21 protein-coding genes are annotated in these 20,739 nt (G+C 51.0%); 8 read left to right on the top strand and 13 right to left on the bottom strand.

The genetic code is table 11. From position 1 onward, the window contains the following. Positions 1-117: 117 nt before the first annotated feature. Together ACAW87_RS22125 and ACAW87_RS22120 are read left to right on the top strand one after the other, a co-directional pair. Positions 118-879, top strand: coding sequence for a DUF4145 domain-containing protein (locus ACAW87_RS22125; RefSeq protein ID WP_370725831.1), 762 nt, complete (start codon positions 118-120; stop codon positions 877-879). A gap of 98 nt (positions 880-977) precedes the next feature. After that, positions 978-1,361, top strand: a complete 384-nt coding sequence (locus tag ACAW87_RS22120) for a hypothetical protein (protein ID WP_370725830.1) — start codon at positions 978-980, stop codon at positions 1,359-1,361. A gap of 148 nt (positions 1,362-1,509) precedes the next feature. Here the strand turns inward: ACAW87_RS22120 and ACAW87_RS22115 are convergent, their stop codons facing one another. The 4 genes from ACAW87_RS22115 to ACAW87_RS22100 form a co-directional block, all read right to left on the bottom strand. Then, positions 1,510-2,028 (bottom strand): DUF6169 family protein, encoded by a 519-nt coding sequence (locus ACAW87_RS22115; protein ID WP_370725829.1) that lies wholly within the window; start codon positions 2,026-2,028, stop codon positions 1,510-1,512. Then, on the bottom strand, positions 1,994-2,194 hold the full coding sequence (locus ACAW87_RS22110; protein ID WP_370725828.1) for a hypothetical protein: 201 nt from the start codon (positions 2,192-2,194) through the stop codon (positions 1,994-1,996). The genes ACAW87_RS22115 and ACAW87_RS22110 overlap by 35 nt, the downstream gene beginning before the upstream one ends. Before the next feature lie 825 nt (positions 2,195-3,019). Beyond that, entirely contained in the window at positions 3,020-3,541 is a 522-nt protein-coding gene (locus ACAW87_RS22105) for a DUF6169 family protein (protein WP_370725827.1), read from the bottom strand. Next, entirely contained in the window at positions 3,528-3,707 is a 180-nt protein-coding gene (locus tag ACAW87_RS22100; protein ID WP_370725826.1) for a hypothetical protein, read from the bottom strand. The genes ACAW87_RS22105 and ACAW87_RS22100 overlap by 14 nt, the downstream gene beginning before the upstream one ends. Before the next feature lie 426 nt (positions 3,708-4,133). On the opposite strand from ACAW87_RS22100, the gene ACAW87_RS22095 reads away from it, so the two are divergent. Beyond that, positions 4,134-4,607, top strand: a complete 474-nt coding sequence (locus tag ACAW87_RS22095; protein ID WP_370725825.1) for a hypothetical protein — start codon at positions 4,134-4,136, stop codon at positions 4,605-4,607. A 115-nt stretch (positions 4,608-4,722) separates the two neighbouring features. On the opposite strand, the gene carB is transcribed toward ACAW87_RS22095, so the two are convergent. Continuing rightward, positions 4,723-7,596: a carbamoyl-phosphate synthase large subunit gene (carB, locus tag ACAW87_RS22090; RefSeq protein ID WP_370725824.1), complete on the bottom strand. Its 2,874-nt coding sequence runs from the start codon at positions 7,594-7,596 to the stop codon at positions 4,723-4,725. 331 nt (positions 7,597-7,927) lie between these two features. Here carB and ACAW87_RS22085 point away from each other — a divergent pair, with 331 nt between their 5' ends. Next, entirely contained in the window at positions 7,928-8,152 is a 225-nt protein-coding gene (locus ACAW87_RS22085; protein WP_370725823.1) for a hypothetical protein, read from the top strand. Here ACAW87_RS22085 and ACAW87_RS22080 read toward each other — a convergent pair. Beyond that, the gene (locus ACAW87_RS22080) at positions 8,098-8,610 is read right to left on the bottom strand and encodes a rhodanese-like domain-containing protein (protein ID WP_370725822.1); all 513 of its coding nucleotides are present in this window, start codon (positions 8,608-8,610) and stop codon (positions 8,098-8,100) included. The two genes, ACAW87_RS22085 and ACAW87_RS22080, sit on opposite strands and share 55 nt — an antisense overlap. 219 nt (positions 8,611-8,829) lie before the next feature. On the opposite strand from ACAW87_RS22080, the gene ACAW87_RS22075 reads away from it, so the two are divergent. After that, on the top strand, positions 8,830-11,949 hold the full coding sequence (locus ACAW87_RS22075) for a serine hydrolase domain-containing protein (RefSeq protein ID WP_370725821.1): 3,120 nt from the start codon (positions 8,830-8,832) through the stop codon (positions 11,947-11,949). Between the two features lie 16 nt (positions 11,950-11,965). Then, entirely contained in the window at positions 11,966-12,607 is a 642-nt protein-coding gene (nth, locus tag ACAW87_RS22070; protein ID WP_370725820.1) for an endonuclease III, read from the top strand. 70 nt (positions 12,608-12,677) lie between these two features. Here nth and ACAW87_RS22065 read toward each other — a convergent pair whose 3' ends face one another. The 4 genes from ACAW87_RS22065 to ggt form a co-directional block, all read right to left on the bottom strand. Then, on the bottom strand, positions 12,678-13,097 hold the full coding sequence (locus ACAW87_RS22065; RefSeq protein ID WP_370725819.1) for a nucleoside-diphosphate kinase: 420 nt from the start codon (positions 13,095-13,097) through the stop codon (positions 12,678-12,680). 332 nt (positions 13,098-13,429) lie between these two features. Next, positions 13,430-13,600, bottom strand: a complete 171-nt coding sequence (locus ACAW87_RS22060) for a hypothetical protein (protein WP_370725818.1) — start codon at positions 13,598-13,600, stop codon at positions 13,430-13,432. Then, positions 13,597-14,058 (bottom strand): IS200/IS605 family transposase, encoded by a 462-nt coding sequence (tnpA, locus tag ACAW87_RS22055; RefSeq protein WP_370725817.1) that lies wholly within the window; start codon positions 14,056-14,058, stop codon positions 13,597-13,599. The genes ACAW87_RS22060 and tnpA overlap by 4 nt, the downstream gene beginning before the upstream one ends. A gap of 228 nt (positions 14,059-14,286) precedes the next feature. Then, positions 14,287-16,092, bottom strand: a complete 1,806-nt coding sequence (gene ggt, locus ACAW87_RS22050; RefSeq protein ID WP_370725816.1) for a gamma-glutamyltransferase — start codon at positions 16,090-16,092, stop codon at positions 14,287-14,289. 222 nt (positions 16,093-16,314) lie between these two features. Between ggt and ACAW87_RS22045 the strand changes: the two genes are divergently transcribed. Continuing rightward, on the top strand, positions 16,315-17,556 hold the full coding sequence (locus tag ACAW87_RS22045) for an ABC transporter permease (RefSeq protein ID WP_370725815.1): 1,242 nt from the start codon (positions 16,315-16,317) through the stop codon (positions 17,554-17,556). Positions 17,557-17,564: 8 nt separating this feature from the next. On the opposite strand, the gene ACAW87_RS22040 is transcribed toward ACAW87_RS22045, so the two are convergent. Next, positions 17,565-18,296, bottom strand: a complete 732-nt coding sequence (locus ACAW87_RS22040; protein ID WP_370725814.1) for a pirin — start codon at positions 18,294-18,296, stop codon at positions 17,565-17,567. Positions 18,297-18,305: 9 nt separating this feature from the next. Further along, the gene (locus ACAW87_RS22035; RefSeq protein ID WP_370725813.1) at positions 18,306-19,055 is read right to left on the bottom strand and encodes a dioxygenase family protein; all 750 of its coding nucleotides are present in this window, start codon (positions 19,053-19,055) and stop codon (positions 18,306-18,308) included. 266 nt (positions 19,056-19,321) lie between these two features. Between ACAW87_RS22035 and ACAW87_RS22030 the strand changes: the two genes are divergently transcribed. Next, positions 19,322-20,143 carry a universal stress protein gene (locus tag ACAW87_RS22030; RefSeq protein WP_370725812.1) on the top strand — a complete coding sequence of 274 codons (822 nt, stop codon included), beginning with the start codon at positions 19,322-19,324 and terminating at the stop codon, positions 20,141-20,143. 58 nt (positions 20,144-20,201) lie between these two features. Here the strand turns inward: ACAW87_RS22030 and ACAW87_RS22025 are convergent, their stop codons facing one another. Beyond that, complete coding sequence (locus ACAW87_RS22025; protein ID WP_370725811.1) at positions 20,202-20,732, bottom strand: CopD family protein; 531 nt, start codon at positions 20,730-20,732, stop codon at positions 20,202-20,204. Between the last annotated feature and the right edge of the window lie 7 nt (positions 20,733-20,739).

Here is a 20,739-nt window from a genome sequence, read left to right as displayed (position 1 = left end):
TCTTTTTGTAAACAGGCATGATTTTAGCTACCTAAGCTATGGAGCAAATAGATTTAAATATACTAAATTGCTTCTGCTTACCGTAATCAGCCCTGTTACTACAGCCTCTTCCGTCGAATGTTAAGACATATACCGTCTCAGTGTTATGTTGTTCAGGTAGTTAAGGACAACTACAACCTGCCTGTCTCTATTGATACGACCTGCCCCCATTGCCGGCGGCGCGTCAACCTCTCACTCCCGTGGGACAACCCCAAAACATACGTTGTTGAACATTGCAGCGCCCATTGTCCCGCCTGTCAGCAATCGGCAACGCTCATTTTGATGACCGACGCCACTACCGACAAGGGTATCAGAACCGGTCAATTATTCATCACGCCCAATGATGATGTGAGGCAGCCATTGACGGGCGTAGCCGAAACCAACAAGATTGAAGATGGACTGAAACGGGCCTATTTCTCAACCATCAACGTGCTGAACGCGCAGGAGTGGACAGCCACCACCATTCTGAGCCGACGGGTGCTGGAGGGCATTACGCAATCGATCGTGGCCGAAGAGCATAAGAACAAGAATTTGCCCACGCAGATCAGGGCGCTGCTGACCCAACTCGACCTATCAAAGCCCATCTCAACCCTAGCCGATGCGATCAGGAAAGGGGGCAATATTGGCGCGCATTTTGAACTGGAGAAAGAACCCAATCAGGAAACAGCCTCGCTGATGGTCGATTTGCTCGATGACCTCATCGAATACATCTTCATTCTCCCCGGCCGCATTCAGCAGTTACACGACAAAATGGAAAAGCTATCGGAGACAAAGCCGGTTTTGTCCCCTCATGCTGGTATTACGTTGAACGGGGCCAGTAAATCGGTGAAGACTGAATAAGACAGTTAAAAATAACGGCCATCAGTAAAAGATTTGCGCTGTAAAGCAACTCTTTAGACGTTAAAGGAGTCTATTGATAAACTTATCAATAGCTGACTATGAAGACATTGGCAACCTTGGTGTGCTTACTGGCCGTAACGGTAAGTTTTGCTCAGCAAAGTCCGGTAAAAGGGGAAAGCGACACATTACAGTACATGGGTGCTGTGCCTATGCTTAATGAGCAGGAATTAGATAGGCTCAATCATAACGGGCAGGGAGACATCGACAATATGCCTATTCTCAAAGGGCATGGAAATGCATCGCTTATGCCAACGCGAAACGGAAGGGGGAATGCTTTACCTATGCCCAATCGCTCCACACCGATGCCTTTGCAAAGCGCCAGGGTAACGCAGCTACCAGAAGGGGTGCTGGATCAGGTTGTGGGAGACTCGCTGAACCGGATAAAACCCAATATCGACCTCTTTCTGAAGAAGAAGAATTAGGTGTCTGTTAAAATCAAATCGGCGCAACGTACCTCAACTTCCTGGTACGTTGCACCGATTTGATTCACGCTATCTATAGTAAAAATCGCCTTCGAATTAGCTAAAGATTACGCTCGGCGTAGATTTTCTGGCAGAAATCGTTGGTAGTTCACTTTGAGTCGTTGTATCGCCCGAATACATTTTCAAAAGCACGGATAATTTGCCCTCTGCTTGGGTTATCTGCTTTTAGAATGACGGTGTTGTAATAGGTTATTCCATCCCTATCATCCGTAACAGGAAAGTCGTGTTTTACGAACTTGGTCTGGTTAAAATAGCGAAACCAATCATCGAATTTTCGTTTGCGGGCTACCTGTTTCCCATCAGCGCTATCGCAGACGTACAGGGTAATAGCCTCATTCTGATGTTGGTAATAATCGGCAACTACGGATGCAATTGTAGGAGCAACGAGCCTGTCAAGTCCCGGCCGCTGATTGACTGATTCTTTACTTATCCGAATGACTAACTCGACTACATGTTGTGAAAAAGCCGACTCCTCATCGAAAAGATAAGGAGTCGGCTTGAATGCTACCTCGTAAGTGACAACTGCATCTGTTATAAACTTAAACAGATTGTCAGTTTCAATGAACTCAACGTCATATTTCGATAACGGGCGTTCCTCGTTCTGCATTTCTTCGTTTTAGGGTTTCTGTAGCTTCGGCAATTCGTCGCTGCCTTTCAGGGTCAGCATCATCCTTAGCATGCTCTTCAGCCCGTCGTTTCAAAAATGCTTTATACCGCTCAACGATCCGGATGTTCTCCTCTTCAGGGGTCAATACGCTTTCAACTGCTTCCATGATGGTAACTGGTTGTCTGTCTGCAAGGTAAACAATTCTGATTCGTTTTCGTGCCCAGCCTGACGCATTAGTAGACTCTTCACTAGTCAGTCATATTCAGCAACTTTGACACGTAGGTAATTGACATGCCTATTTTTTGCTGACAAAATAGATCAATTAGATAGTAGCCATAAAGAAGGCTATACTCCCCCTAAATGTCCAAAGGCATAGCCTGACTTTCCGCTTCCTTTCGTCGGGCAAATCGTCAAAGGAAGAGACGACAACAGACGGCTTTATAACATACTGGTACAGGAGAAAGTATAATCCAGACGTCATAACAAAAGCCTCTAAGTAAGTAGGCTTGAACGGCCCATAAATCCTGACTTTCAGGGTAATTAGCAGCGTTATGAAGCTGACGTAATAGAGGTAAAAAGTTACAGCTAACCGTAAATTCAGGAGACTTTTAGCTGTTTCCGCAGACTCATACTTTACACAATAATAATATAGCCCCTGATACACATCGTTAATGAACTTCGCTCGTTTACTCATCGATATTTATAAAAGGTCACAAGTGTAATTGTAAGCTAGCGTACTTTCAGCGCTACTGTTGTTCTACAGATTTGATTATCCAAACAAGCAGCGCTGGAATAGCACTACTAGTATCGGGCAATTCAGCTGGAAACAAAACTGGCCAACGTACCCAGATAATTCAGGTATGTTGGCCAGTTTTATTCTTTCGTTGGAAAGCCTTATCGGCTCAGATATAGGTTGCGCTTGGCGTAGATTTTCTGGAAGAAACCGTTGGTTACAAAGCTGGTGAGACAGCACATACTTTGCTGGTTCACTTCATTTCACGACGTTATAGCCGTCCATTAACCGATTGAAAGCAGTAATAACGGCCATTTTGTTGGGGTTGTTGGCTTTGATGATAAAAGCACAGTGATACAATACACCATCCTTATCATCGAGTACAGACTGATCGGCACGGAAATAATTGTTAGCGTTGAAATGGTCGTACCAGCGGTTGAATTTGTACCATCGCGCTTTCTCCCGCCGGTCAGACGTATCACAGATATAGATGGTAATAGTTAGCGCACTACTATCGTAGAAATCCTTGATAATCGTTGCCACAGTAGGGGCAGTCTGCGCATCGAACGGTGGGTTTTTGCCAGTTGGCGAATCGACCACTTTCAGCACCAACTCGTAAATATGTTCGCCAAAGGCGAAGTCGTCGCCTAATGCATAGGGACTAGGCTTAAACTTGACTTCATATCGAAATCCGTTTGTTGTCTCAAAAATGTAGGCGAAATCCCTGCCACCTATAAAGAGATAGGGGTAGCTAGATAGCTCAGGGTTATTTGTCTGCATTGATGTGCTTCAATTCATCAAATTTTGCCTTATAAGCGGGGTCTGACCGGTATCGTTCTTGCATCTCCCGCTCTTCACGACGCTTCTCTTCCATATGCCGCTTCAAGAAAGCTACAAGCCGTGCGTGGCGTTCTTCGGCCGTTAATTCGTGTTGAACCGTTTCCATCCTCTTTGCTGACAAACTGTTTGTTGACCAAATATAACCATTTCCCTCAAAACAAAGTAGCCGCTCGAATCGGTTCAAGACCAATCACAAGCGGCTACTAGTAAGGCAGTTGAGACGTCACTTCTTACCGGCTCAAGTACAGATTACGCTCGGCGTAGATCTTCTGGAAAAAATCGTCGGTGAGGTCATCGATAAACGATGTTCTGCTTCAAAAAAGCAACAAGTCGCTCATGCTTTATTCGGCTACAACTTCTTGTTAAACGGCTATGCGCATAAGAACCTGCACAACTTTTCAGGCTTTTACAGGCTCAGGTACAACGTATTAAGAATTTGTTAGAAAAAGGGCCGGGGACTTCAAGACTTTTACGGATTATATACCTTGCCAATGCACTGCTTAATCATCACATAGCCTGATTACATACAAGTATGCCCTACCTTGTCACGATCCCGCTCGCGCTATTTATGTTGTTAACGGCTAACTCGTTCTCATTGGATAGTACGCCTCTTGATAAGGATCCGACATACCGAAAAGTAATAAGTCGGCGGCTTACTTATCCTTCAATTTCCGATCAGCATAAAATCGCTCTTATGGTCTATGCTCGATTTTCTATCAACGAACGGGGCCATGTACAAAACGTCACAATTATAAGACACCCCACTGAGGAAGCACACCACAAGTTTTACGATGCTGTTGTTGAATCAACGCTAAAGCGGCTTCCTCCTCTAAATCCAAGCTATGTTGGTCACTACATTCTACCGGTTGCTTTCTCTTTGAGAGATGAGCACAATGGTCAGCTGTTGGTACCTGAAGATATCGGCTACTCTGGAGAACAGGTCAACAGTGTGATGCTGAAAACGGTTGAGATTATGGGTTATAGAAGGTATAGAGTGCAAAACTAAAAGGGATACACGTACCGCTGTCGGCGGAAGTAAAGGCATAGTAAAACGAAATCGGCCAACGTACCCAGACTATTCAGGTACGTTGGCCGATTTCGTTTGTCAATTAAAAAAAACCCTACCGGCTCAGGTATAGGTTGCGCTCGGCGTAAACCTTCAGGAAGAAATCGTCGGTGAGATCATCGATGAAGTAGATGCCTTCGCCGGTCGATTTCATTTCGGGGCCCAACTCTTTGTTCACGTTCGGGAATTTGCTGAACGAGAATACCGGGATCTTGATGGCGTAGCCCTTCTTCACGGGATTGAACGTAAAGTCGGTCACCTTGGCACCCAGCATCACTTTCGTGGCGTAATTCACATACGGCTCTTGGTAGGCTTTACAGATGAACGGTACCGTGCGGCTGGCGCGGGGGTTCGCCTCGATCACGTACACTTTCTCGTCTTTGATGGCGAACTGGATGTTGATCAACCCTTTCGTTTGCAGGGCCACGGCAATCTTCCGCGTGTATTCCTCGATCTGCCGAATCACGTTCTCACTCAGGTCGAAGGTCGGTAGCAGGGCATACGAGTCGCCGGAGTGGATACCTGCCGGTTCAATATGCTCCATCACACCGATGATGTACACGTTTTCGCCGTCGCAGATCGCGTCGGATTCGGCTTCTATGGCGTTTTCCAGGAAGTGGTCGAGCAGGATGTTATTGTCGGGAATGTCGCTCAGAATCTTCATCACGTGCTGCTCCAGCTCCGTTTCGTTGATCACAATCTTCATGCTCTGACCACCCAACACGTAGCTGGGGCGAACCAGCAGCGGGAAGCCCAACTCACGCGACAACTCAATAGCCGCTTCTGACTCGCGCACCGTGCCGAACTTCGGATATGGAATGTCCAGATCGTGCAGCAAGCTCGAGAACCGGCCGCGGTCTTCGGCTAGATCGAGGGCGTCCCAGCTGGTACCGATGATCTTGATACCATAGCGGGTTAGTTTCTCGGCCATTTTCAACGCCGTTTGACCACCCAATTGCACAATTACACCCTCGGGCTGCTCGTGCATGATGATGGCGTGCACGTGCTCCCAGAACACCGGCTCAAAATACAGCTTGTCGGCAATATCGGGGTCGGTCGATACGGTTTCTGGGTTACAGTTGATCATGATCGTCTCGTAACCCGCCTCTTTCGCCGCCAGTACACCGTGAACGCACGAGTAGTCGAACTCGATACCCTGACCAATCCGGTTTGGCCCGGAACCCAGAATCACCACTTTCTTCCGGTTAGACCGGATCGACTCGTTGCCGGGCAAATCCGAAACGGGTTCGGGCCGGTCGAGGGTGATGGGTAATTGGTTGTTGAACGTCGAGTAATAGTAAGGCGTTTTGGCCTCGAACTCCGCCGCGCAAGTGTCTACGCACTTAAACACCCGACGGATGTTGTGGTCTTGCCGATACTGGTAAATTTTGCTTTCACGTACCTGGAGAATGTGAGCCAGCTGACGGTCGGCATAGCCTTTCTGCTTGGCCGTACGCAGCAGTTCGGGCGGCAGCTCGTCGAGGTCATACTTTTCGATCTCGCGTTCCAGCTCGATCAATTCTTCGATCTGATGCAGGAACCAGGGGTCAATCCGGGTCAGCTTGCGAATGGTGCTGAACGACATACCGGCCTTGAATGCATCGTAGATGTGGAACAGGCGGTTCCAACTTGGGTGCTCCAGACTCTGTTTCAGCGCGTTGATGTCCGACAGTTCGCGACCGTCGGCACCAAGGCCATTACGGCGAATTTCGAGCGACTGACAGGCTTTTTGCAGAGCTTCCTGGAAATTCCGGCCAATACCCATCGCTTCACCCACCGATTTCATCTGCAAGCCCAGAGACCGATCGGCTCCCGGAAACTTGTCGAAGTTCCAGCGGGGTACTTTTACGATCACGTAGTCGATGGCGGGCTCAAAGAAGGCCGACGTAGTACCGGTGATCGGGTTGATCAGCTCATCCAGGTTATAACCAATGGCCATCTTCGCCGAAATCTTGGCAATGGGGTAACCCGTTGCTTTGGATGCTAGGGCCGATGACCGGCTCACGCGTGGGTTCACCTCGATAACGATGATATCGTCGGTTTCGGGATTGACCGAAAACTGAATGTTACAGCCACCCGCGAACTGCCCGATACCGGTCATTACCCGAATCGATAGGTCGCGCATTTTCTGGTAGAGCGTGTCGGGCAGGGTCATGGCCGGGGCTACCGTGATGGAGTCACCGGTGTGGATGCCCATCGGATCGAAGTTCTCGATCGAGCAAATAATGATGAAGTTACCGTTGCCGTCGCGGAGGAGTTCGAGTTCGTACTCTTTCCAGCCCATCACGCTTTGCTCGACCAGTACCTCATGTACGGGCGAGGCATGAAGGCCTGCCGTGAGGGCTTTATCAAAATCTTCAGGTACGTTCACAAAGCCACCGCCGGTACCGCCGAGCGTAAACGACGGGCGAATAACGAGCGGAAAGCCAATTTCCTGGGCAATTTCTTTGCCTTCCAGGAATGAACGGGCGGTGCGGCCTTTACAGACACCCGCGCCCAGTTCGAGCATCAGCAGCCGGAATTTCTCACGGTCTTCGGTGGTCTCAATAGCCTTAATGTCTACACCAATAATATCGACATTGTATTTTTTCCAGATACCTGCCTTTTCGCAGTCGATGGCCAGGTTCAGGGCCGTTTGGCCACCCATGGTGGGTAGCACCGCATCGATTGGCCGACCCATAGCCTGGTGCTTTTCCAGAATCTCGACGATCGACTTCTTCTCCAATGGCAGCAGATACACATGATCGGCGTTGATCGGGTCGGTCATGATCGTGGCCGGGTTGGAGTTAATCAGCGAAACTTCGATGCCTTCTTCACGAATGGAACGGGCCGCCTGTGACCCGGCATAATCGAATTCGCAGGCCTGACCGATAACGATGGGGCCGGAGCCAATGATGAGTACCGAGCGTATTGAGGAATTTTTGGGCATGATTGGGCCGAAAAAGAACAGATGGGACGATGAACAACAACGAGCCGATTCTGACCAGTTTCCCTTTGAGGGGTATGGGCAAAAATCCCGCAAAAGTACGGGCTAGCGGCAGGCAAACCAACGATACTGTTCATTAAATTCCGGCTAACCAGATTCCTGAACAGGTCAATCTTCGCTATCGTATCCCCTATTACCTCCACTGGTTTACACTAACCGACGAATGCAAGATTAAATTTTACAACAGCAGGTACTTTGCATTGCATAGTACAGTCTTAAACCCTTATCTTTGTTGTGTCGGGAGTGGTACGTTCCGCTTGGCCCGATTACAACCATGAAAACAGGTATATCACTTCTGGTTTTACTGGCCCTGTCGCAAACGGGATATGGTATTGGTCATCCCCACAACCTGTTTGCCGCCCGGAAGGCGATGCTGGTTTGGAAAGCTGAACAGCAGCGATCTAAACCATCGGTATCGCAGCGGATAGCGCGGCTGACGAAGCGTTATTCGTATACCTTTTCGCCCTGTTTCAGCCAAATGCCCCACGTCCGCGAATAAGCGTGTACACGGCGGGTAGGTTTACCGGTGCTATCAACAACCGGATTGCCCTGGTTGACCCATTCAAACAGGCTGCCATACAGATTTCGCACATTGGTGAACCCGGCAGACTTTAGCTTCTCCCCTACTTTTTCGCTCCGATAACCTACTGAACAGTAGACCACTATTGGGGCATTTCTGGGTACGTTGGCTACCCGACTCAGCTCAAAATCGTCGTAGCCAATCCATTGCGCCTTTGGCAGATGGCTAACGGCAAATTCTTTCTTCTCGCGCGCATCCAACAGTACTGCACTGGGCATTTGCTTCAGCTCATTACACGTTATAATCGGTACCGATTCCTTGATGAGCGCGTCGACCATAACACCAAATGGCTTGCTGATTGTGCGCTGCGCAACAGCCGGAACAGCCGTGGTAAACAGGGCCGATAACAGCGCATAGGTCATCGAGAAGAGTTTCACAAACAGGGGCTTTTTTGGCTAGAACAACGTCCCCCCCCGACAACGTTCATCCACGATGGCGAGGTTATTGCAGATCCGATACCGTATTAGAATTTCGCCTTAATTTCAGTTTAGGTTATGGTTTCAGCGGTCGTTTGGCTAATTTTAGGGTTCACACCTTAGTAAAGAAGCTAATCCACCGCCCCATTGTACGTCGTTAACTAACCTATGTTTGAGTTCATGCGGAAGCATTTAGTTCTGCTAACGATTGCCATCGTACTCTTGCTGGCCGCGTTTGACTCTGGTTCCGGACGGCCCAGGCGGGTTTCCCGTGCCCGTACGGCAGCGAAGAAACACTCGAAAAAGGTTGCGAAAAAGCCGGTGAGAAGAGCGACAGTTGCTGCCCGGCCGGTAGCGCCGCCCGTTGTATACCCGACGGCCCGCCTCGAGTCTGAGCAGTTGGCCGGCCATCAGGGTGTCAATGTGCTTCAACTTCCCGGCAACGCCGAAAATTGGGTCGACAGTGTGTTTCAGACCATGACGACCGACCAGAAAATCGGGCAGTTTTTTATGGTTGCCGCTTTCTCTAACCACAGCGAAAGCCACCGCGTTTACATCGAACATCTAATTCAGAATTACCACATTGGCGGGGTTATCTTTTTTCAGGGTGGGCCACATCGGCAGGCCTTGCTGACCAATAAATACCAGAGCCTGTCGAAGATTCCGCTGTTAGTTGGCATCGACGGCGAGTGGGGCCTCGGTATGCGCCTCGATAGCACGATGGAGTTTCCCCGGCAAATGACGCTCGGCGCTATCCAGGACAATGACCTGATTTACCGGATGGGTCTGGAAATTGGTCGGCAGTGCAGCCGGTTAGGTATTCACATCAATTTCGCGCCGGTTTCCGATATCAACAGCAATCCACAGAACCCGGTTATCGGGATTCGGTCATTTGGCGAAGGCAAAGAAAACGTGGCCAGCAAAGCGTCGGCCTATATGAAGGGGCTACAAATGCAGCACGTCATTGCCACGGCCAAGCATTTTCCGGGACATGGTGATGCCAACGTCGACTCGCATCACTCGCTGCCAGTTATCAGCCGGTCGTCGGAACAGATGAATACCATCGATCTGTATCCCTTCCGTAAACTCATTGCCGATAGCCTGATGGGTGTGGTAACGGGTCATTTGCACGTGCCGGTGATGGATAATCAGTCGCCCGCCGTAGCCGCGACCCTGTCGGAAAAAATTGTTACCGATCTGTTGAAGAAAGAGTTAGGCTTCCGCGGCTTGGTATTCACCGATGCCCTGAACATGGGGGGCGTTAGCCGGTCGAACCGGGCCGAAGTGGTGAATCTGAAAGCGCTGATTGCCGGCAACGACATTTTGCTTTACCCGGAGAATATCCGCGAAGCTACCCGCGTCATTCGCGAAGCCATTACCTCAGGTACGTTACCACAGGCATTCATCGACGAAAAGGTGAAGAAGATTCTTCGGGCTAAGTACTGGTCGGGCCTGAATGAATATAAGCCTATTGCGTTACCCAATCTGATTGGTGATCTAAATTCGGCCGAAGCCAAAGACCTGAAACGGGAGCTTTGCGAAAATGCGATCACACTCGTAGCCGATAAAGCTCAGCTACTGCCCCTTAGTGCGCTCGATACCACCAAACTAGCATCGATAGCCATTGGAACCCCGGCGGGAAATGTATTTCAGAAAGCACTGGCCGGGCTGGCGACGATGAAGCAGGTTGCGTCACCAGAGCGCCCGCAAACGGAAGACGACGTTACCAATCTGATCGCCAGCGTGGGTGATGCCAGCGTGGTAGTGGTCAGTTTTCACGCCATGAGCCAATCATCGTTTCGGCGGTTCAGCATCAATCTGCCCTCGGTATCGCTCATAAAACGGCTGCAACAACAAGGCAAGAAAGTGGTGGCCGTGGCTTTTGGGTCGGCCTACAGCCTTAACCTGCTTACCGACGCCGACGCGCTGATCTGTGGCTATCAGGAATTTGCCGAAACCCAGCAGGCAACAGCCCAGGCCCTGTTTGGCCTGACGCCTGCCAATGGCATCCTTCCCGTTTCAACCGGCGATTTCAAGGCCGGTTTAGGGTTGAACGTTGACCCAACGGGCAGGCTTGTTCCGGGCGACCCCGAGAGTGTGGGCATGAAAACATCTGAACTGGCCAAGATCGACAAAATAGTTGAACTGGCGGTGCACGACCGGGTTATACCGGGTTGTCAGGTGCTGGTGGCGCGCAAAGGCAAGATTATTTACGACCGTAATTTTGGCGGGTTAACCTATAGTAGCGGCGGCGAAAAAGTAACCGACAATACGCTGTATGACCTGGCTTCACTGACCAAAGTACTGGGTACGTTACAGGCCGTGATGGTGCTTTACGACCGTAAAGAGCTGGACCTGACCCAGAAAGCATCTGTTTATCTACCTGAACTGAAAGGCACCAACAAGCAAAACATGATTTTGCAGGATCTGCTCTGGCATCAGGCGGGCCTCATTTCGTTCTACCCAACCCTTTGGGACCGCACCAGAACCACCTCGGGCGGTTTGAATCCGGCGTATTACAGCGCGCAAAAAGATTCGGCCCATACGCTGCAAATTGCGCCAACACTTTGGGCGAAACCGGCGCTGAAAGATTCTGTCTGGAAATGGGTCATTCAGTCGCCCCTATCGCGCAAGGTCGATGCCGATGGCAAACCCTCGTTTGTCTATAGTGACCTAAGTTTTCTGATGCTGCAAAAGATCGTGGAGCGGGTCTCGAAACAACCCCTCGACCGTTTTCTGGAGCGCGAAGTGTATCAGCCACTGGGCATGAAGTCGCTGACCTTTACCCCGTTGCAAAAGTTAACTAATCCGCATTGCGCCCCCACCGAGCAGGACACCTATTACCGGAATCAGCTACTGGTTGGCACCGTACATGACCAAATGGCCGCTGTACAGGGTGGCGTGTCGGGTCATGCGGGCCTGTTTGGAAACGCCCACGATATTGCCAAGCTGCTCCAGATGAACCTGCAGCGGGGCGTGTATGGCGGTCAACGCATTTTTCAGCCACAGACCGTTCCGTATTTCACACAGACAATCAGCACCCGCAGTTTCCGGTCGTTGGGTTGGGATAAGCCAAACCCCCAGAGTACAACGAGCAGTTATCTGTCGCCAAAGGCTCCGCCGCAATCGTTTGGGCATACCGGCTTCACCGGCAACATGGTTTGGGTAGACCCCGAGCAGGAATTGGTATTCATTTTCCTGTCGAACCGACTCTTCCCTACGGGTGGCAACAATGCCATTAATACCACGCGCCTTCGCCGCCGCATTCAGGAAGTTATCTACAGCTCGCTGAAGCCGTAATTTCTTAAATTTGTGGATGCTGAAAAAAGAGCGTTTCCGCCGGTTTATCGACTACTTCACCACCCACTTTCCCGAGCCAGAAACAGAGCTCAACTTCTCGAATTCATACGAATTGCTGGTAGCTGTCATTCTATCGGCGCAGTGTACCGACAAGCGCATCAACCAGATTACGCCCGCCCTGTTTGCCCGCTTTCCCGAAGCAGAGTCGCTGGCGGCGGCTTCGGTCGATGAGGTCTTTTCCTACATCCGGTCGGTTTCGTACCCGAATAACAAAGCCAAACACCTGGTTGGTATGGGGCGTATGCTGATGAGCGATTTCGGCGGCAACGTACCTGGCACCATCGAAGAACTACAGCGACTGCCCGGCGTTGGCCGTAAAACGGCGCACGTCATCCTTTCTATCGTGTTCAACCAACCCACTATGGCGGTTGATACGCATGTGTTTCGGGTATCGCACCGGCTAGGCCTGGCCCCGCTGACAGCCAATACACCGCTGGCCGTAGAAAAGGCACTGATGGCGCACATTCCGAAGCAGTACGTCCCCAAAGCCCACCACTGGCTTATTTTACACGGCCGCTATGTGTGCATAGCCCGTTCTCCCAAGTGTGGCGAGTGCGCCCTGCGCGATGCGTGTAAGTACTACGAGAAAATGAATTAAGAATTAAGAATGGCTCTGCTAGGTCACCTATTAGTACCTAGCAGAGCCATTCTTAATTCTTAATTCTTAACTAATACTGCTCTGTGCCGGCGAAGAAGAACGAGCCTTCGATCTGGGCGTTCTCGTCCGAATCTGATCCGTGAATGGCGTTGGCTTCAATTGATTTGGCAAACAGTTTACGGATCGTGCCATCGGCAGCCTGGGCGGGGTTGGTGGCTCCGATCAGCGTGCGGAAATCAGCAACGGCGTTTTCTTTCTCCAGAATCATCGGGATAATGGCACCCGACGACATGTAGTTTTTAAGATCGTTGTAGAATGGACGCTCGCTGTGAACAGCGTAAAATTCGCCGGCGCGCTCGGGGGTCAACAAGGTTTTCTTGATGGCCACGATGCGGAAACCCGCCTCTTCAATCATCTTCGTAATAGCACCGGTGTTGCCTTCTGCTACGGCATCGGGCTTAATCATGGTGAACGTGCGGTTCGTTGTCATTGCTGAGGTAACAAAATTTTATTTGGCAGCAAAAATAGTATTGAAAGTCGGTAAAAGTCAGATTTAGTCGATAGTCGTGAATCGATAGTCTGGAAGGTAGAGCTTTGCCGTTCCGGTTTGGTGTTGCGTAATCGTAGTCCCATCAGGACGACCGATGTTTTAGCGTTGGGTTTCAACCCGCCGAAGAACAGATCTACAATAGCAATCATGGGCCGAGCCCATGGCTCTTTCGTTGTTGGGGCGCGTTTCTCGGCGGGTTGAAACCCACCGCTACAACATCGGTCGTCCCGATGGGACTACGATTACACAAGAAGAGGACGCTCAGCCATCACTCAAGAGCCGTAGGCTCGGCCCGTATTGTAGCGGTGGGTTTCAACCCGCCGAAAAGAACGTACAACCATCACCAGAGAGCCGTAGGCTCGGCTCATGTTGTAGCGGTGGGTTTCAACCCGCCGAAAAGAACGTACAACCATCATCAGAGAGCCGTAGGCTCGGCCCATCATTGCAACTCGCTGAAAATGTACTGCTCATCGTAAGGCACATTGAATTTCTGTAGAAACGCAACGTATTCTTCCCTGAATGACTGCTTTCGATGATGGACTTCCTGGTTTTGAACGTACCTATAAACAGCATCTATCTGTGATTGACCATACGAAAAGACCCCGTACCCATCTTGCCATTCAAACCGGCTAGCCGTCAGATGATGATCGTTTATATATTTCGACGATTTGGCTTTCACGGTTTTCATCAATTCCGAAACAGAGACGACGGGTTTTAAACCGATCAAACAATGAACATGATCAGACATACCGTTGACGATAAGCGTTTTACAAGCCGTTTCATTGATTAGGTTTCCAATAACGCCGTGTAGTGTATTCTTCCACTCAGGTTCAATAACGGCATTCCGATATTTCACTGCGAAAATGGTCTGTATGTATACCTGATGATAGGTGTTGGCCATTTTTTATTCGTTGTTTTACATGGGCCGAGCCTATGGCTCTTTCGTTGTTGGGGCGCGTTTCTCGGCGGGTTGAAACCCACCACTACAACATCGGTCGTCCCGATGGGACTCTGCTTGTTTGCGCAACTGTAAACTGCAACGATGGAACCCTACTTTCCAGACTTAGGACCATTTGCCAACGACTTTCCCGACTTAGAACTATTTGCCCACGACTTTCCAGACTATTTTCTAAAATCCCATCGCGGTATTATCGGCGCGGGGGTCAGAGGCACCTTCGTAGCTACCGTCGGGACGAACCAGTACGCAATCCATACGGCCGATGGTGTTGGTGAGTTGTTCCAGCATATAACCACGACCGATGAGCGCCTGTTTGGTGGTTTCTGTGAAAGCGCCGTTCTCGAAGATCGTTTTGTCGGGCAACCACTGATGGTGAAATTTCAGCGCATTCACGGCCTGCTGCATCGTCATACCGTGTTCAATCACGTTTATAACCGTCTGGAAAACAGAGGTCATAATGGTTGAGCCACCGGGTGTGCCTACGACCATGAAGAGCTTGCCGTCGCGTTCCAGAATGGTGGGCGTCATGCTCGACAGCATCCGTTTGTTGGGGGCAATGGCGTTGGCCTGATTCCCGATAAGGCCATACATATTCGGCGTACCCGGCTTGATACTGAAATCATCCATCTCATTGTTCAGAAAAAAACCGCCTCCGTCAACCACAACCCGGCTGCCATAACCACCGTTCAGGGTCGTGGTAATGCTTACCGCATTACCGTCGCGGTCGACCACCGAAAAGTGGGTTGTTTCCAGGCTTTCGTAACCAGGTAGTGAACCACCGTGAATAGTTTTGCTATCAGTAGCCTGGGCGAAGTTGAACGTCTCCCACTGTTTTTTCAGGTACGTCCGGTCCATCAGTTGCGCGCCGGGTACGTTCACAAAATCGGGGTCGCCCAGAAATTTGGCCCGGTCGGCATACACGCGGCGTTCGGCCTCGATCATCACCTGCACGGTACTGTCGCGGTTCCAACCCCACCGGCGAATGGGGTGCGGTTCCAGGTAACGAAGCAGTTGCACCAGCGCAATACCACCACTTGAGGTTGGCGGCATGGTAATGACCTCATAGTTTTTATAGCTCTGCCGGATGGGTTCGCGCCAGAGTGCCTGGTAGTTAGCCAGATCGGTCTCAGAAATCAGCCCGCCACCGCGTTGCATTTCGGCGGCAATCAGCCGAGCGGTTTCTCCAGCATAAAAACCAGCCCGTCCCCCGGTCTGAATCCGGCGAAGAGTTTTGCCCAGGTCAGTTTGCACCAGCGTATCACCTTTGGCCCAGTTCCGTCCGTCGGGGCGCATAAAATAGGTTTTGCCGGGGTTATATTTCAGCAGGTCGTTCTTGATCCGGTTCAGGCCGGTGGCGTCACGTTCGGTCAGTGAAAATCCTTTTTCGGCCAGATCGATGGCGGGTTGGAGTACCCTAGCCCAGGGTAATTTGCCAAATTTCTGGTGCGCCTCTACCATACCAGCTACCGAACCCGGCACCCCACTAGCGAGATGACCACTGATGCTGAGTCCACCCGCACGCACGTTACCAACCGAATCGAGATACATGTTTTGCGTAGCCATGCCCGGTGCTTTCTCGCGGTAATCGAGTGTGCTGGCTTTGCCGCTTTTGTCGCGGTACACCATAAAACCGCCTCCGCCAATGTTACCGGCACCGGGATACACCACCGCCAATGCAAACTGCACGGCCAACGCTGCATCTACGGCATTACCACCCGCTTTCAGTATGTTCAGTCCCACCTGCGATGCTTCGGGGTGCGCCGAGGCTACCATGCCGTTGCGCCCCACAACGCCCTGACGATCTGAGTAAAATGGTTTCAGGGTTGGATCTTCTTCTTTGTACTGATACACGCCCTGCCCGGTTTGAATCGCCGTTTTAGACGAAACAGAAGGTGTTGATTTACACCCGATCACCAACAGGTAAACGGCAGCGTAGAGGGTTATACAGACGGGGCGAAACGTAAAATGGGTATACATAGCGGCGAAATCAGGTTGTTCCTGCTAAACTACGGATTCGCGCGTAACCGGAACTATGGTCGCCCTCATTAAAAAGGGCCACGGACCTTAAATTGCCACTGAACCCCAAAATCAGCCAGATACCCCGCCTGCACGGTATTTTGTCCCAAAGAGATTGAAGCGAAGCGGTTGAACGTGTACTTTTAACGTCATTCCTACTTCAGTGCCTAGCTCCCGTTTCCGGTGAAAATTGTTCGTCAAGTTATTGAAAGCCTGCGTTTCGCCTGGCAATCGCTTCGGTCAAACCTACTGCGCACCACGCTCTCGCTGTTGGGTGTGACTATCGGTATTTTCGCAATTATCGCCGTATTTACCATTGTCGATTCCATGCAGCGAAACATCAAAGACACGCTGGGCGGATTGGGAAGCAACGTTGTTTACGTGCAGAAATGGCCGTTTGAGTTTGGCAGTGAATACCGCTGGTGGAAGTATTTTCAGCGGCCCGAACCAAAATACAATGAGTATCGGCTGCTGAGCGATCGGCTCGAAAACGCACAGGCGGTGGTGGCGATGGGCGGTCGCGGTGGGGTTACCGTTAAAAACGGCAGCAATAGCCTCAGCGCCCGTATCTCGGGGGTTACTTACGATTACAACAAAATCTCGGACGTACCCATTGCCCTGGGTCGCTATTTTGCACCGCAGGAAATGGAGTCATCGCGCAATGTGGTGATTATTGGCTCTGAAGTGGCAGAAACCCTGTTCCCTTTCGGTAACGCCATTGGTCAGTCGGTGCAGTTGGCAGGGCTGAAGTTTGTGGTTATTGGGGTTGGCGAGAAAAAAGGATCCGGTATTCTGGAGATTGGTGGTAACCCCGATGAGCGCTGCATTATTCCCTACGGCACGTTTGCCAAGCTATTTGCGTCTAAAAACCCGAACCTCACTATTGCCATAAAAGGCTATGAAGCCGACGCCGGTCTGGAAAACCTGGAAGGCGAAATAAAAGGCTTACTACGCGCTCGCCGAAGCCTGCGCCCGGCTCAGGAAGACAGTTTTGCCATTAACCGCCCCGAAGCACTGGCCAAATTCATCAGCGGAATTTTTGCGGTATTGACCATTGCGGGCTGGTTCATCGGCGGCTTTTCCATGTTGGTTGGCGGCTTTGGCATTGCCAACATCATGTTTGTTTCGGTTAAAGAACGCACCAACATCATTGGCATTCAGAAATCGCTGGGGGCCAAAAATTATGTAATCCTGTTGCAGTTCCTGTTTGAAGCGGTACTACTGGCCGTTGTGGGCGGTATGGTTGGCATTGGACTTGTTTACCTGATGTCGTTCATTGACCTGGGAAGTCTCGACATTCAGTTATCGGCGGGAAATGTGCTGCTGGGCCTGGGTGTATCGAGCGGCATCGGTACCATCTTCGGAATCCTGCCCGCTGCCCTCGCCGCCCGCCTCAACCCCGTCGATGCCATCCGCTCGAAGTAAGGGCGTTGCTAAGACGCCAGGTCAAAGAGCAACAAAATCGCGTTGTTCGACAAGGCTTCGCATTCTACGGTTGCTGCTTCATCGTAGCAGAGCAGCAGACCATCCTGCTCGTGAAGCAATCGATTAGCCACTTCAAAAACGCCCGACAGCACCAGCACGAATACCGTTTTGGGTAAGCCGTCGGGCGTTTTTTCAACCCTATAAGTCACCTCTCTCCGTCCATCAAACCGGCCAATGAAGAGATCGTGGCGCAGGGTGGGCGTTGTTTCGTTAAAGAGGGGCAATAGCACGTTTCCCAAAGTCAGATCGAATGTACCCAGCAAAACCGCTTCACCGGGTACGTCGACAGTAGTCAACCAGCAGTCTGTCCATTGAATGGTTTCTGCTTCGTACGGATTCGATACGGTATAGGACGTACCTGCCCGCAATGTCAGATAACCAACCTGACCCGGTTCCAGAAAGTAGCACTCCACGTCAGCCGCCGATTTTCTGTTGATGTAATAGGCCAATCCACCCGTGACGGGGAGCAGAACCACCACGGTATCGGTCAGAGTCAGCATGGTCAGGCTTTTGCCCGCTGGTAACGAATTGGTAGACAGACGACTCAATGGCCCGGACGGAACATTATTGTCTCCCCCCGGCTGACTTGCACCAACCGTCTGGTAACTGGCTCCCTCTTCTATCTGAACGTACTGTCGTTGATTGGCCAGAACAATATACGCCTCCGTTTCCTTTGCCATGCATCTTCCTTAAGCGCTGACCACAATAGTGTGCGTTAGCGTGTAACCGGCCGACGGACTGCCCGAGACGGTGGCCAGTTCGGTAGTAAAACCATCTGAAAATACATTATCCCGTTCGTTCAGCGTATCGTGCGTCCCTCTGGTATAGCCATATGCCTGCCCGGTTGTGTATAAGGTGTTGGCGATGGCATACGGGAAAGCTATCTGCGTAACCAATAACGATTTACCGGCGGCGTTGTAAATATGAACATGAACGTGCGGTGCCCGACCCGAATACCAACCGGGAAAAATAGACGTGTAGGCGGCCAGTCCGCTAACGTCCGTTACCTGACGGCCACGCAGAAAGTCAACGGCTGTAAAATTGGCACTTTGCATACCCGTTCCGCCATATTCTGAGTAATACCCGTCCTTGTCGCAGTGCCACACGTCAACGATCGCACCCGCCAGTGCCGCACAGCTTGCATTGGCATTTTTGATGGTGATATTCATGGTCATCATCACGCCAGTCCGGTCTTCGCGAATATCTTTTCGCACAAAGTTGGCGGGCACTTTGGTTGGAAATGGACCGGCAGTTTCTGACGAAGTGACCGCACAATCGCTGGCCGAGCTACCATTCGTTGACCCGTTGGCGGTACTGCCCCCTGTGGTGTCGGCCGGGTCAACATTTGTTCCGTTCTGGCAGGCCGTAACCAGTGGATTGATAGCGACCATGCCCAACAGGCTAGTGAATCCCCGCTTCAAAAAATCTTTACGCTCCATATCGCTTTCGTAATTAATGTGTTTGTGCTGCCAGCAGGTTAACCCGCGACTTACTCGCTGTTAATACACATGACGCAGCCAACATAGGGGAGCGTTGCAGCTCAGCGCAAAATTTCGACAAAAAGCCAACGTCTGTCGATCAACGGGCTACATGTGTCGTTGTCGATACTGCCCAAAATCAACGCGTCTGCTGACGGGCATCAGGTTGACAGAGACGATAGTCGGGTTGTTTTGTAGCACAAACCAACCCCAAAGAACTTCACCTTATGAAAACCATTGTTGTTGCTACCGATTTCTCGACCAGTGCCAATCAGGCGGCGGCCTTTGCCGTGCAACTGGCCCAGAGCCAGCATGCTGGAGTCATACTGGTGCATGCTTTTCACTTCTGGCCTGTCAATCCGGCCGATACCGGCGTTGATGCGGTGATTGGCAGCAATGCTGTTCGCAATGTTTGTCAGCGCGAAATCGATCACCTGGCGCAGGACCTCACCGAGCGGTTCAGCCCCAACGTACCCATCCGAACGGTGGTGCATGAGGGATACGCCATGCCAGTGATTACCGAAGTGGCGAAGGCCGAAAAAGCCGATCTATTAGTGATGGCTACCGTAGGCTCGGCCCCACAAAGTGCGCAGCTAATGGGTAGCGTAGCCACCGTAATGGTGACTGAAACCAACGTTCCGCTCCTATTGATTCCACCCGGAGCCAGCTATTCTGCACTGGAAAATGTGGTGCTGGGCATTGACCTGACCACCCCGCCCGACGCTGTGGTGCTGGACACCGCCCTCCGGTTTGCCCGGCAGTTCAACTGTGTAGTCAACCTGCTGTGTATTCACGATCAGCCCGCCGATGTTCAGGTACGTACCCACGCCGAACACATCCGAAGCCTGATGAGCCATATACCCCACACGATGACCATTTTACCAGGCGAAGAAATATATGAATCGCTGCTGTCGTTTGCCCACGATAATAAGGCCGACCTCATTATGATGATGCCGCAGAAACACAACTGGTTCAGAAAACTATTTGTAGAAAGCGACACCGAACGCATGGCCCGCCTGACGGATATTCCGCTACTGGCGGTCGTATAAACTTATCCCACCCTACTTGATCTGACCCGCCTTTCTTCACCGAGAGGCGGGTTGTTTTTTACTTGCGTGTTCGTACGCGCTTATACAGCCAGATAGCGGCCATCAGCACTATGCCAAAGAGCAGCAGACCGGCCAGGCCCCAGAGCATACTGAGTGCATCTTTCAGGATCACCAGAAACACAATGCCGAAGAGAAACAGCGTCGCCACTTCGTTCCAGACCCGTAGTTGGGTCGACGTATAGCGTAACTCGCCGCGTTGTTGCTGAAGAAACAACAGGTGACAGGCAATATGATACACATATAACCCGGCTACCAGCACTAGTTTGTAGATCAGCCAGGTGGGTGTTGCGCCATAATTGTACCAGGTGCTAAGACCCAAAATCAGGGTTAGCACCGCCGAGGGCCAGGTAATGCCATACCACAATCGGCGTTGCATGAGGGCTAACTGCGTTTGTAATGCCCCGCGCGCCGACTCAGGCTGATCGGCCGCTTCGGTGAAATAAATGAACAGGCGCGGCATGTAAAACAAACCGGCAAACCAGGTAACAATAAAAATAATGTGTAGCGCCTTAACGTACAGAAATGTCATGCCACAA

The organism is Fibrella aquatica, assembly GCF_041321135.1.
In the GTDB taxonomy this organism is placed as follows: Bacteria; Bacteroidota; Bacteroidia; order Cytophagales; family Spirosomataceae; genus Fibrella; species Fibrella aquatica.
Note: the sequence above shows the minus strand (reverse complement) of the source record. Positions and strands in the feature narration are given on the sequence as shown.